An 11,982-nucleotide genomic window follows, 5' to 3' on the forward strand; every position below is an offset into this window, starting at 1 on the left:
AAGTTTATCTGTTTAGTTTAGAGACTTAAGACTTCTATATCAGCATATTGCCAAATTTTATCTGCACTCATTTGATATATTTCATCTAAAAATGCGACATTAAAGCTTCCAACAGCTTGGGCTTTTTCAAAAGCTAATTTTCCTGCAATCGCAAAATGGATATGTGCAGAGACTGCGGCGATCGTGGCTGTTGTGACTGCACTATAAGCTGCAATTAATGCCCCTAAAGCGCAACCTGTTGCCGTGACTTTCGGCTGTAAAAAGCTTCCGCCATTGACCTGAATCACACTATTAAATTCTTTAGATAGAATAAAGTCAGATTCACCAGAAATTGCAACACATTCGGTATGGGTTAAAAGTGCTAAAGCCTGTAAATACACTTCATTGCTTGACACAGTACTGTCTACACCTTTCGATTCAACCTGATTTCCGGCAAGTGCACTGATCTCTGAAGCATTGCCACGAATAACATTCGGTTTAAGCAAAACCAATTGATCAACCATTTCACTGCGCCATTTGAGAAATGCACCATAACCAACAGGGTCGAGCACCCACGGTGTATTTTTACTTGCTACAGTTTGTGCTGAAATTTGCATGGCCTGCATTTGTTCAGAGGTTGGTGTTCCCACATTGATACTTAATGCCGCAGCAATAGAAGCAAAGCTTTCCGCCTCAAATGGGTTATCAATCATTGCAGGTGAAGCCCCAGCAGCCAATAAGACATTGGCGGCATAATTTGCTGCAACACTGTTGGTGATACACTGGACTAAGGGCTGTTGAGTTTGTAACTCAGTCCAAGCATCCACAACTTTTTGTAAAATGACATCAGTGTGGGTATGAAGTTGATCCGTTTGAGAATGTGTAATATTTTCAGGATGATTCATAAATGCTCCTTACTGAGTAAAGTAGTGGTCTTGGTGTTTGCAACTGCGACAAAATAATGTCACATAATTTTGTGCATCATACTCAACCGTTAATTCGTTTGAGCCACAATACATACAGCGCTTTTGCGAATAGAAATTTAAGCGTGGTTCGATCTTTTTCCAAGATTTCCACACAGGTTGAAAGAAGATACCTTCATCGTAGCCTAAAAACCGATAAAACAGTATTTCACTCATCCTACTTAATGGAATATTCGGTGGACGTGGCAGGGTTGAGGTTTCCCATTTTTCTGCAATTGCGCGTTCTCGATATTGTTGCACTGTTTTTTTGAGAATATTGGTATTAATAAAGTTTTCGTTACGAACTTGTAGCGCCTTTTTTTGATATAAATATTCAAGCGCAGTTTGAATGAGATAGAAAATTTGCCCAACGGCTAATGTGTCGAGTAGGTGATAACAGAAGATTTGGAAGTTTTTATTGCCCGAAATCTGGATACCCCACGTGCGACAATAATGTTGGGTAAACTGTACAATTTCTTGGTACAGCACAACATAGAGTGCATTTTTGACTTCTTCGGATGTTTTAAATGGGATACCTTGGCTTAGATTTTCATAGAACCAATGGCGTAGTTGTGTTGCGATACTAAACATACTCGGTTCGGAATAACCATCCAAACGGACATTGATATAGTATTGGTGTGCATCATCACTAAAATCTTTGGCAACAAAAACATTGTCTTTAATCAGTTGATTGAGAAGTTGACTTTGAAAATAGTAATTGGGGGTAATGGGATGATATTTAATCACTTCCCAATCAATAAACTCTTGATGGTTGGTATTTTCATGCACCTGATTGTCTAAAATACTCAGTAAAAATAATTTATGTAAAAAACTGAGCTGGTCTAAACCTAATTCAAAATTATCTTTTTTCTTTAGCTTACGAGTTTCTTGCAAGCGAGTTTCTTTAATCAGTTTACGCCGTTTGCTTTGGCATGTTTCACAATGACAGTTGCGTTGATTGTTTTGAAAAACTTGATGATTGCAATGGCTACATTGGTGAAAACTCACTTCTTTCTCAAATTCTTCAGCTTCAACATAATACATACTTGCCTGACAAAGTGGGCAAAATGTACTTTCATCCAGCTGTTTTTGCAGAATTTGAAGCATAGAGATAAATATATAAATTATTAAGGACTTTTCATTATACACATCTATATAGATGAAAGCTGATTGCTTAAAATGAATGTTTTATAAAATATACAATTCAATGATGATTGAACCCATTGTATGATTATTCAATGATATTCAAAGACTAAATCTCAACGAGCGAATCCATTTGAGTGCAAGTTTAGATGTTTCGGAATGGGATCATTTTTTAATCTTTTTATCTGGACTGTACGTAGAATGCCATTATGGTATTTTCTTGCTCAAAGCACTTAAAAATATTCAAATTGATCCGATTGAGAACCGTTATATGGGGCGCTTCGTTGCGTCAAAACATATTGACCATTCGGAATTATTGCAGGATAAAATAGCGCAGTCTGGTTTACATTATCATTTTGAAAAGCAAATATTCGTAATCCCTTTACAAAAGTAACAATGTGGAGCTTTGGGGAAATGAAGATTGTATGGTTTATCAGTTTATATGGTTTAAATGCGGTAAATAGAACGTATCTATTGATTCTATTTACCGATAAAAGGTGATTTAAACAATAATCCTAACGCTTATCTGCCTCAATAAGCAGCAGGGCATGGTAATTCAGAATCCTCAAAATGCTCCATTTTAGCCTGAAGCAATGCCTTGGCTTTTTTAGCTGGAACTTTGTGCTGTCCTAGCATTTCATATTGTTTTAAAAGCGCAGTCACTTCACTGGTTTTTAAAGGAATGCCTTCACAAGTCATAAACATCGCAATAACCTGATGATCTAACTTCGCTTTATCCAGCATTTGCATCGTTTTAATGTTTTCAACACGGACTATATGGTCTTTAAAAATCATGTTGCACCTCATTTTTTGTTGAGTATTTTTATTGTGCGATATACACAACATTAAACAAGCAAGAACTGTGCTCAAAATGTAGTCGCTTTGAAAAAAGTGTAATGTTGTGCATCGAGGTGTTTAATGATTTATCGCGCACCAACGGGTTGGTACAATCCATTACCCTTACCAATATGTGATTGATAGATTGGAATCCATGGTGCGAAGAATATATTTTGTTTCCATTCATTTAGCACATTAAAACCGTTACGTGCAATTGCGATACGATGTTGTACATTGGCCAGATTGGTTGCTGTGAATGGTGCGCGTATAATCAGATAGGGGGTGAAAATTAATTTAAATTTATTGATGCCCACAAAGATATCACCACGTAAGCCTAAATTCTCTAAACTCAGCGAGAGCATAAAATTATTAATTTTAGCAAAATCACGCATTATTGGCTTATCCCACATCGGCTGTAGAATTTTTTCCTGTTCATGAATACCAAAGCTGATAGCTGCATCTGTAGCCAACTTTTTAAATTTTGATGAATAAATGCCTGATCTAAGCGCTTCTTCATCCGCGATTTTCTGTAATTGAAACGCTTGAGTCAGGGTAGGTCCATAACTAGTCAGTTGTTGTGCTAACACTAAAGCATCATAGTGTTGATGCATGATACTGAGTCCACCAATATCTGCCATAACATTGGCTTGTCCATTAATTAATTCATTATTGGCTTGGGCAATGGTGGCCTGTAATGTGGGTACATTCATCCCCGCAATAATGATGTTTTGACCATTGGTGACATTTAGGGGATCTAAAGCATTGGACAATGAGAAGGTTAATGCATACGTAGAACGGACATCATTGGCAACAAAAATACCCAGATTTGGCCAGAAGAATTTTGGATTGTTACGACTGAGTGCATCGTAATACATTAAAATAAAAGCATTAGTCGCAAGTAATATTTTTTGTTGTGACTGGTTGCCATAAGTATTTATAGCAAGCTGCCTAACTGTGGAAAATTGCTGGCGAATTTTGCTTCGGATACTTTCGTACTGTTGAATAGTGGTAGTAATGGATGGGTCGAATAGAGAGGTTTGATTATTGGCTATGTTGTAAAGTTGCTGGTACAGGTTTTTTTCAGACGTATTCAGATTGCGTTGTGCCATATTGGCATTCATATTGTAGGCAAGTTTTGAGAGTTGTGCTGGGCTCGCTTGAGTGGCATAGCTGGTTGCTGCCATTGTTTGTGTGGCATAAGGTACGACCAAAACAGCTGTAATACCGATGATACATCTCGTTAATATTGCTTTAAATCTGGATATGGTTTTCTTATTCATGAGGAACATCCTGTTAATTTGTTTTTTAGAATTATGCTTATTTTGAATGTGTGCTATTCAAAGGGTATAGGGTCTGCTGATAATTCGTCTATGTTTGCGACTATGTGTGTTTTTTAGGTGATACTAGGCGCGAAATACGAAATTTAGTCATTCTAAATAATGAGAAACGTCGTTTCGCAAGGTAACGACGTAGCGGCAAAAAACACACTAGTCCCGAAGGGTTGTGGCTAAAATTATCTCAGCCTACGTTATGAAACTCGAAAATAGTCTCGCTATTCTCTTCATTTCCTGCCTTGTCTGCTCAATTTTAACCTACAACGCAAGCCATTTATGAAATGTCAACAGACCCTAGTTATAGATAAGAAAAAATAAATTTAAAATGTGCTTTTAGGACAAGCAGATGAATGGTTTTTCCAGTAAATGACAAAATTATGTGACAAGTAAAATGAAAATGGTTTCATTATAAAAATCAGAACAAATCGCCATTGTCATAAAACTGTCATCACGACATTGCATAGTGCAATAAATTTTACATATATTTGACATAAGAGTAGAGCAATATGGCATTTAAATACGGCGTTGCTGCATTAGCTTTAATGCTAAGCGGATCAGTTTTTGCAGCAGTCACCTTATCTGCGCCAGAAGAAATTGTAGTATTGGCGGTGAACGATCAAGAAGTGAATTCAGGTTTAATCCGTAAAAAGAATGAATATAAAGTCGATGCTGGTCAAGTTGCAGTAAGTGTTCGTTATCAACAATATTTTGAACATTTAAATGGTGAACACGACATTTTAAAATCGGGTGTGGTCACAGTGACAGCGCCAGATTTAAAAGATGGTCAAACTTATAAAATTGCTTTGGTAAATCCACCTCAGCGTTTTGAAGATGCAAAAAAATATGCAGAACAACCAACGATTGCGATTTATGACAATAAAAACCGTCTCGTGGTGCAACAGACTGGTGTGAATACTGAAGCGAAGCCTTGGTTAGGTTCTGGTTTATTCGGCAAAGTGATTGATTTAACTTCAAGTAAGAAAGCGCCAGTAAATCAACCAGCAGCTGTATATGCAACAACGACAAGCCAATCGCCAGCAACAACCTCAGTTGCTAAGACTACTCAAACCGTGAGTGATGCCAATTCGGCAGATCGCCAATTGATTCAAATCTGGCAAAATGCAAGCAAGGCGGAACGTCAGAAGTTTATGACTTGGTTAGCTGAGCAATAATTTGAAGTACATGTAAAAGACCATTTCGATGGTCTTTTTTGTGTTATAACAAAGTGTATTTTTGAAAAAAAGAATAAAAATGTTTGAAAGTTTTTTGATGTCAGATGATTTTCTTTATACAGTAGCGATCATTTTTACCGCTATTGGCTTATTTGCTTTTAGCTGGATTCCATATCGAGCTTATTGTATTACAGCGCAACTCTTTCAGAATAAATCTAATATTTTCCATTTTCTGGCTTTCTTTGCTAGTTTAGGTATTTTATATATCTGGTCAAGCTCATTTTATAAGCTAATCTTTAAATGTATTGCCGGCACTGCCCAAATGCATTGTTCGGGTAGTCGAAGTGGAGAATTGCTGATTCTCTTGGAGGTTGCTTTATCACTGGTCATTTTTGAATTGGTCTTATTTATCTTCAAGTTTTTAAAAAGCAAACTGTATGCAGCTTAATTTTAGAACAGCACGAATATCCGACATTACAAATTTAGTTGATTTGATTAATTCTGCTTATCGACAGCAAGAAGGTCGTAGTTGGACAAGTGAGTCACAAATTGTCACAGGTGATCGCATAAATGCCAAGCAATTAAAACAAACATTGGCTCAGAATAATTTTCAGTTATTTGTTGCTGAATTAGATGAGCAAATTGTCGCATGTATTGGTCTGACTTTTATCCAGCATGATGTGGAAATCGGCACATTTTGTATTGCAGCTAAATTCCAAAATCAAGGTATTGGCAAATATGTTTTAGATTTTGCTGAACAGTATCTGCATGAAAAAGTCCTATCTAACCATTGTCATTCCACGCATTTCGTTATGTGGGTTTTAAGTGTACGTCATGAATTGATTGCTTATTATCAACGCCGTGGCTATGTACAAACGGGTGTAGTGGCGGATTATCCTTTAAATGCAAATGTAGGCATACCTGTTGTAGATTTGCATTTAATTGAAATGAGAAAGAGGGTGCCCAGTAAAGTTTCATCCAATTAAAATAAAACCCTGAATAAATCAGGGTCTTATTTTTTCAAATTTAGGACTTAGCTGAAGAACCAAGTGTAATAGCCCCATAGCATGAGTGGCCATGCGACATAGGGACTAAATAACCATTTCCATAACCAAAACTGTGGCAGAAATCCTACCCCATGTATAAAGCCACCTGAAATACCAATCATTACCATCATGAGCGCACTATGGTTATAGTGACCATTGGCATCAAGCATTGCCCCAGGGTGAATCAACAATACCGCAGCAAGAGGCAATGCCATCAAAAACGAAATGGCCATTGCAAACTTATTCGGCTTTCTTTCTTTTGTTGTCATTGCGATCTCTGTCATGGTTTATTCCTCATCCAAATCTTGATGATGTTCAATATAGAGTGCACTTAAAACACCTGCAAAACACGCCATCAAGATCCCAAGAATCCAAGCGAAATACCACATAAATATTCTCCTATTTGCTTAGACACAGCCTTAGTACAGGCTGTGTGAGTTGTCTTGAACATGTTTGTTGGTGATAACGCCCCACATTTTGTAATAACACCATGTGGTATAGATTAAAATAATTGGCACAAATATAGAAGCAACCACAGTCATTACTGTCAATGTATTCTTACTTGAAACCGCATCCCACATGGTTAAACTTACAGTTGGGTTGATACTTGATGGCATTAGGAATGGGAACAGTGCAAAACCAGCAGTTAAAATTGATCCAGTCACCGCTAAGGTAGAACCTGTAAAGCTCACGCCAGCTTTGTTTTTACCAGCACCAAAGATAATCAGGATTGCGCCAAGGATTGCAGAAATAGGTGCAAGCATGGTGATTGGGTAAATTGAATAGTTATTCATCCAACCATGGTTACCTGTTGTTAATACTTCTTTCGCAAGCGGATTGGCAACAGCATTGGTATTAAATGGTTGTACCAAAGTATATCCTTCGATGCCACCAAAATATAACCAAGCACCCACGCCCAAGAAGGTAACTAAGAAGAGTATACCCATCAATTGCGTTGCTTTAGCAGAACGTTGACGTAATACACCATCTGTACGCAGCATTAACCATGCGCCACCATGTGCACACAGCATCGACAAGCTCACTATACCGCAAACCAATGCAAATGGATTAAGCAGGGCAAAGAAGCTACCTGTATAAGTCGAACGTACAGTCTCATCTAAAGTAAACGGTACACCTAAGAACATATTACCAAATGCAACACCGAAAACCAGCGCGGGTACAGCACCACCGATACATAAGCCCCAATCCCAAGAATTACGCCATTGGGTATTTTGCAGTTTAGAGCGATAGTCAAAGCCAACAGGTCTAAGGAAGAGTGCAAATAAGACCAGCAAGAGCGCCCAATACATACCGGAAAAAGCCGTTGCATAAACCATAGGCCAAGCAGCAAATAGTGCGCCACCCGCAGTCACGAACCAAACTTGGTTACCTTCCCAATGCGGTGCAATGGTATTGATTGCTGCACGGCGTTCATCATCAGTTTTACCTACAAATGGCATCAGTGCCATTGAGCCCATATCGAAACCATCTGTGAGGGCAAAGCCAATCAGTAGAACACCGACTAAAACCCACCAGATAATTTTGAGAAGTTCATATTCTATCATGATTGATTCTCCCCAGTTTGAGCTTGCTGAGCTTCAAGTTTCTCGAAGTGATATTTACCTGTATGTAAAGAGCTTGGTCCTAAGCGTGAGAATTTGATCATTAAATACATTTCAATAATCAATAACACCGTATAGAACGCGGCTAATGCAATGATTGATCCCCATACATCGCCAGTGCTTAAACTTGAGGCAGAGAGATGTGTAGGCAACACTTCACCAATGGTCCACGGTTGACGACCACCTTCTGCTACATACCAACCTGTTTGTGCTGCAATCCAAGGTAAAGGTAGTGCAAACAATGCAAATTTAAGTAACCATGGTTTATTTTCTGCATTGCGTTTTGCCACAGCAAATGTTGCAAGAATAAACAGGAGTAGCATTAAGAAACCAGAAGCGACCATTGCACGGAAAGAGAAGAACAATGCGGTTACATTTGGAATGGTATCTTTTGTTGCTGCTTGAATATGTGCTTCAGAAGCATCTGTTACATTTTCAGTATATTTTTTAAGAAGTAAGCCATAACCTAAATCTTTTTGGTTTTCTTTGAACGATGCCATAAGTTCAGGTGAGCGGTCACCAGCACGAAGTTTTTCAAGTTCGCTATATGCCACCATACCATTACGGATACGGGCCTCATGTTGAACCATCAAATCTTTAAGCCCAGTGACTTCTTTATCGAGTGAACGTGTGGCAATAATACCCATCGCATACGGGATTTTTATGGCATAGTCAGTACGTTGTTCTTCCTGATTTGGAATACCAAATAAAGTAAATGGCGCAGGTGCAGGATGTGTTTCCCACTCAGACTCAATTGCAGCCAACTTGGTTTTTTGAACATCACCAAGCTCATAACCAGATTCATCACCCAATAAGATGACTGAAAGTGTAGACGCTAAACCAAAGATTGCAGCGATGGCGAAAGAGCGACGCGCAAATGGTAAATCACGTTTTTTCAATAAGTAATAACTTGAAATGGCGAGAACAAAGATTGCACCAGTGACATAACCTGCAGACACCGTGTGAACAAATTTCACTTGAGCAACTGGGTTAAAAATCAAAGCACCAAAGTCGACAAGTTCCATACGCATGGTTTCAAAATTAAATTCTGAACCGACAGGATTTTGCATCCAACCATTGGCAACTAAAATCCATAATGCGGATAAATTCGAACCCAGCGCAACTAACCACGTCACACTTAAATGTTGAACTTTTGAAAGGCGATCCCAGCCAAAGAAGAATAAACCAATAAAAGTTGATTCTAGAAAGAATGCCATCAATCCTTCAATGGCAAGTGGCGCACCAAAAATATCACCCACATAGTGAGAGTAGTACGCCCAGTTTGTACCGAACTGGAATTCCATGGTCAGACCAGTGGTTACACCTAAAGCAAAGTTAATACCGAAAAGTTTGCCCCAGAATTTGGTCATGTCTTTATAAATTTCTTTACCAGAAATCACATAAGTGGTTTCCATAATGGCAAGAATAAAAGCCAGACCTAGAGTAAGTGGTACAAATATAAAGTGATACATCGCGGTCATTGCAAATTGGAACCGCGAAAGATCGACCACGCTTTCAGAAATCATCAACGTGTCTCCTTGATTTGGGAAGGACTGCCAGCAATACGCTCAGCAACTTGGTTATCAAAATCTTTAGGAATAGTCGGCGCATCAAACCAGATATGTTTGATCGTCATTAAAAGTGCAATCTTAATTATTAATATGATTGCAATTTCCCTGACAAGCCGCCGGTTTAAATCGTTAGGTTTTAAGCTCATGCGTTAAGCCTATTATTTAAATATGCTTATATTATTAAACAAAACGCAACAAGAAATAAATAGATAAAACAGTTAAAATAAAAATATATTATTAAATCTAAATTAAACAATGGCTTAAAAATTTGTGTTGTTAAAAAATATACTAATTTATGTTGATTTTAAAGTTGATTAAAACACTTGTAATTAATAAAAATAAAACCTAGTAAAATAGTATTGTTTAGATTTTATTAAACCAACTAAATTGGTTTGAATTAAGTTTGGTGAGAAATTATTCCGATTAAAATGGTTGGTTTAAATTTTTGCTGAGTTTATTATTTTAGAAAAAATCCAATTGAGTAACAAATATGGGGGGAACAATAATCGTGATTTATGCTTAAATTTTAGTCATAATTAAAAGTTGAAAGATGTTTCTATTTTGATAGTTGGGTATTTATTTGATTATGTACAACTTCATCTATATTTGGATTTTTGCTGAAGTTCAATGATTTAAATTCCTGTTCATTTTATCTAATAAATTATAACTGGTTGAGCTGAAAGGAAATCACCATGAAATGTTTAGTTGTTATTGCTCACCCTGTAACTGATAGTCTTTGTCAAAGCTTGGCGAAGACCGCAATAGCGACTTTAATTGCCAATGGTCATGAAGTTGTGATTGAAGATCTGTACGCTTCTGGTTTTTCACCCGCACTGACAGATGAGGAACGTCAAAGTTATTATAGTCCTACATTTGATCAAACAGCTGTAAAAGAGAATATAGATGATTTACTTTCCGCAGAAGCTTTAATACTGGTCTTTCCGACTTGGTGGTTTGGTTTTCCTGCAATACTGAAAGGCTGGTTTGATCGTATTTGGGCTCCTGGAGTTGCTTATGATCATGCAAACGATTTGGGTGCAATTCAACCTAAACTCGATAACCTCAAATACACATTGGCGATTACTTCATTGGGTTCAGCTTGGTGGGTAGATCGTTTGGTACTTTGGCAACCAGTAAAACGCATATTGAAAATCGCATTATTGAGTACCTGCGCACCAAAATGCCATTTTCAAATGTTGTCACTGTATAAAGCTGAATCGCTTACTCAAGTTCAAATTGCGTCATTTTGTGCACGGATTGAAGCTAAAATTGCAACTTGGCCAAAATGAGGGCAAGTTATGATTAGATTCAGTTGGAGACGTAATAAAGGTATTGGATGTGCTAACACCGAGTTAGACTTTTAATACTGATCTGAACTAAAGAGGTGATTTGAGGTCGAAATTTTCTTGGCAATATAATGTGATTTTCTAAAACGTATTAAGATGATTTGCGATTGAAATTCTAATTCACCAAATTCTGGTTCGACTTGGATATAGTGCAGTTGTCCATTTTCATCACGGACCCGTGCTTGAGCTGAAAACCCTGGTCGTGCATTACCACTAGAGACTGTGGCCAGTCGTCCAAGCAAGTCAACTTGATTCAATGCAACTTTAGGTTTTATCACCTGATCCAAACAATGAATCATAAACACGGTAAAGAAGATTGCAATCACCAATGCGGGTAAAACCACATAATACCAAGCGGCAAATACTTGTTTGCTTGCAAAGATAGAGAGCTGTAAAAAATAGCCTGCAAAACTAAAATTTAATAATAAAAAAACGAAAATAAGTACTTTGGAAAATTTGACTTGTAACAGGGGCGACTCAATGAGCCAATCTGGTGAAATTTTTTTCAGAAAGGTACTTGGCCGTAAGCCAATATAGTAGCCAAAAGTTTCTGCCATACTCAGCAGAATTAAAGCCAAGACACTGAGGTGAAAGGGCATTAATTCATGTTCAAATAAGAATCCAAGCATGGCAGTTTCCAACCTTATTCGTCCTCGATGTAAATACCACCATCTGAATGGACTGAAATATTTACTTTTTCAAGTTTATCACCCAGACATGGCCCTGAAATACATTCACCTGTTTCAACTTCAAACAAAGCACCATGCGTAGAGCATTGAATATATTCGCCGTCTTGGTCTAAAAACTGATTTTCAAGAAATTCTAGTTCAGTTTGTAGGTGAGGGCAGACATTTTGGTAGGCATAAAATGCACCATCACGTTGAGTGATAAAAATGGTGTCGCCAGTCATTGTGTCAAACGCACGTGCCTTACGCTCTTCAATTTCATCGGTCATTGCAATTTTTTCAGA

16 protein-coding genes are annotated in these 11,982 nt (G+C 37.7%); 5 read left to right on the top strand and 11 right to left on the bottom strand.

Features of this window, described 5'->3' with window-relative positions:
- Positions 1-17 precede the first annotated feature (17 nt).
- Positions 18-884, bottom strand: coding sequence for a hydroxyethylthiazole kinase (thiM, locus tag FHR28_RS08210; RefSeq protein WP_166782341.1), 867 nt, complete (start codon positions 882-884; stop codon positions 18-20).
- A gap of 9 nt (positions 885-893) precedes the next feature.
- A complete protein-coding gene (locus tag FHR28_RS08215) occupies positions 894-2,048 on the bottom strand; it encodes a hypothetical protein (protein ID WP_004719663.1) in 1,155 nt (384 codons plus the stop codon).
- Between the two features lie 169 nt (positions 2,049-2,217).
- Between FHR28_RS08215 and FHR28_RS08220 the strand changes: the two genes are divergently transcribed.
- Positions 2,218-2,478, top strand: a complete 261-nt coding sequence (locus tag FHR28_RS08220; protein WP_004719665.1) for a DUF6678 family protein — start codon at positions 2,218-2,220, stop codon at positions 2,476-2,478.
- Positions 2,479-2,615: 137 nt separating this feature from the next.
- Here the strand turns inward: FHR28_RS08220 and FHR28_RS08225 are convergent, their stop codons facing one another.
- Both FHR28_RS08225 and FHR28_RS08230 read right to left on the bottom strand, forming a co-directional pair.
- The gene (locus FHR28_RS08225; RefSeq protein ID WP_004719666.1) at positions 2,616-2,879 is read right to left on the bottom strand and encodes a hypothetical protein; all 264 of its coding nucleotides are present in this window, start codon (positions 2,877-2,879) and stop codon (positions 2,616-2,618) included.
- 128 nt (positions 2,880-3,007) lie between these two features.
- Complete coding sequence (locus FHR28_RS08230) at positions 3,008-4,201, bottom strand: hypothetical protein (protein WP_166782342.1); 1,194 nt, start codon at positions 4,199-4,201, stop codon at positions 3,008-3,010.
- A gap of 560 nt (positions 4,202-4,761) precedes the next feature.
- On the opposite strand from FHR28_RS08230, the gene FHR28_RS08235 reads away from it, so the two are divergent.
- The 3 genes from FHR28_RS08235 to FHR28_RS08245 all read left to right on the top strand — a co-directional run bounded on the left by FHR28_RS08235 (position 4,762) and on the right by FHR28_RS08245 (position 6,413).
- Positions 4,762-5,427, top strand: a complete 666-nt coding sequence (locus tag FHR28_RS08235; protein ID WP_056511748.1) for a DUF2057 domain-containing protein — start codon at positions 4,762-4,764, stop codon at positions 5,425-5,427.
- 61 nt (positions 5,428-5,488) lie between these two features.
- Complete coding sequence (locus FHR28_RS08240) at positions 5,489-5,875, top strand: hypothetical protein (RefSeq protein ID WP_162242515.1); 387 nt, start codon at positions 5,489-5,491, stop codon at positions 5,873-5,875.
- Positions 5,865-6,413, top strand: a complete 549-nt coding sequence (locus tag FHR28_RS08245; RefSeq protein ID WP_166782343.1) for a GNAT family N-acetyltransferase — start codon at positions 5,865-5,867, stop codon at positions 6,411-6,413. The genes FHR28_RS08240 and FHR28_RS08245 overlap by 11 nt, the downstream gene beginning before the upstream one ends.
- A 47-nt stretch (positions 6,414-6,460) precedes the next feature.
- Here the strand turns inward: FHR28_RS08245 and FHR28_RS08250 are convergent, their stop codons facing one another.
- The 5 genes from FHR28_RS08250 to cydP are packed head-to-tail and all read right to left on the bottom strand — an operon-like array spanning position 6,461 to position 9,812.
- Entirely contained in the window at positions 6,461-6,757 is a 297-nt protein-coding gene (locus FHR28_RS08250; RefSeq protein WP_056511744.1) for a cyd operon YbgE family protein, read from the bottom strand.
- 3 nt (positions 6,758-6,760) lie between these two features.
- Positions 6,761-6,862 (bottom strand): cytochrome bd-I oxidase subunit CydX, encoded by a 102-nt coding sequence (gene cydX / locus FHR28_RS08255; RefSeq protein WP_002120988.1) that lies wholly within the window; start codon positions 6,860-6,862, stop codon positions 6,761-6,763.
- Positions 6,863-6,892: 30 nt separating this feature from the next.
- Entirely contained in the window at positions 6,893-8,038 is a 1,146-nt protein-coding gene (gene cydB, locus FHR28_RS08260; protein ID WP_004719675.1) for a cytochrome d ubiquinol oxidase subunit II, read from the bottom strand.
- Positions 8,035-9,621, bottom strand: a complete 1,587-nt coding sequence (locus tag FHR28_RS08265) for a cytochrome ubiquinol oxidase subunit I (protein WP_004719676.1) — start codon at positions 9,619-9,621, stop codon at positions 8,035-8,037. Before FHR28_RS08265 ends, cydB begins: the two co-directional genes overlap by 4 nt.
- Positions 9,621-9,812, bottom strand: a complete 192-nt coding sequence (gene cydP, locus FHR28_RS08270; RefSeq protein WP_004830439.1) for a cytochrome oxidase putative small subunit CydP — start codon at positions 9,810-9,812, stop codon at positions 9,621-9,623. Before cydP ends, FHR28_RS08265 begins: the two co-directional genes overlap by 1 nt.
- Positions 9,813-10,358: 546 nt before the next feature.
- Between cydP and FHR28_RS08275 the strand changes: the two genes are divergently transcribed.
- Entirely contained in the window at positions 10,359-10,955 is a 597-nt protein-coding gene (locus FHR28_RS08275) for an NAD(P)H-dependent oxidoreductase (protein WP_166782344.1), read from the top strand.
- A 71-nt stretch (positions 10,956-11,026) separates the two neighbouring features.
- Here the strand turns inward: FHR28_RS08275 and FHR28_RS08280 are convergent, their stop codons facing one another.
- Together FHR28_RS08280 and FHR28_RS08285 are read right to left on the bottom strand one after the other, a co-directional pair.
- The gene (locus tag FHR28_RS08280) at positions 11,027-11,641 is read right to left on the bottom strand and encodes an OB-fold-containig protein (protein WP_004719680.1); all 615 of its coding nucleotides are present in this window, start codon (positions 11,639-11,641) and stop codon (positions 11,027-11,029) included.
- 14 nt (positions 11,642-11,655) lie between these two features.
- Positions 11,656-11,967, bottom strand: a complete 312-nt coding sequence (locus tag FHR28_RS08285) for a Rieske (2Fe-2S) protein (RefSeq protein ID WP_162242519.1) — start codon at positions 11,965-11,967, stop codon at positions 11,656-11,658.
- Between the last annotated feature and the right edge of the window lie 15 nt (positions 11,968-11,982).

It is taken from the genome of Acinetobacter sp. BIGb0196 (genome assembly GCF_011759595.1).
In the GTDB taxonomy this organism is placed as follows: domain Bacteria; phylum Pseudomonadota; class Gammaproteobacteria; order Pseudomonadales; family Moraxellaceae; genus Acinetobacter; species Acinetobacter guillouiae.

Coding starts and splice junctions, on each gene's coding strand:
- FHR28_RS08280 (WP_004719680.1), bottom strand. CDS start 11,641: ATGCTTGGATTCTTATTTGAACATGAATTAATGCCCTTTCACCTCAGT.
- FHR28_RS08230 (WP_166782342.1), bottom strand. CDS start 4,201: ATGAATAAGAAAACCATATCCAGATTTAAAGCAATATTAACGAGATGT.
- FHR28_RS08250 (WP_056511744.1), bottom strand. CDS start 6,757: ATGACAGAGATCGCAATGACAACAAAAGAAAGAAAGCCGAATAAGTTT.
- cydX (WP_002120988.1), bottom strand. CDS start 6,862: ATGTGGTATTTCGCTTGGATTCTTGGGATCTTGATGGCGTGTTTTGCA.
- FHR28_RS08285 (WP_162242519.1), bottom strand. CDS start 11,967: ATGACCGATGAAATTGAAGAGCGTAAGGCACGTGCGTTTGACACAATG.
- cydB (WP_004719675.1), bottom strand. CDS start 8,038: ATGATAGAATATGAACTTCTCAAAATTATCTGGTGGGTTTTAGTCGGT.
- FHR28_RS08245 (WP_166782343.1), top strand. CDS start 5,865: ATGCAGCTTAATTTTAGAACAGCACGAATATCCGACATTACAAATTTA.
- FHR28_RS08225 (WP_004719666.1), bottom strand. CDS start 2,879: ATGATTTTTAAAGACCATATAGTCCGTGTTGAAAACATTAAAACGATG.
- FHR28_RS08265 (WP_004719676.1), bottom strand. CDS start 9,621: ATGATTTCTGAAAGCGTGGTCGATCTTTCGCGGTTCCAATTTGCAATG.
- FHR28_RS08275 (WP_166782344.1), top strand. CDS start 10,359: ATGAAATGTTTAGTTGTTATTGCTCACCCTGTAACTGATAGTCTTTGT.
- FHR28_RS08215 (WP_004719663.1), bottom strand. CDS start 2,048: ATGCTTCAAATTCTGCAAAAACAGCTGGATGAAAGTACATTTTGCCCA.
- cydP (WP_004830439.1), bottom strand. CDS start 9,812: ATGAGCTTAAAACCTAACGATTTAAACCGGCGGCTTGTCAGGGAAATT.
- FHR28_RS08235 (WP_056511748.1), top strand. CDS start 4,762: ATGGCATTTAAATACGGCGTTGCTGCATTAGCTTTAATGCTAAGCGGA.
- thiM (WP_166782341.1), bottom strand. CDS start 884: ATGAATCATCCTGAAAATATTACACATTCTCAAACGGATCAACTTCAT.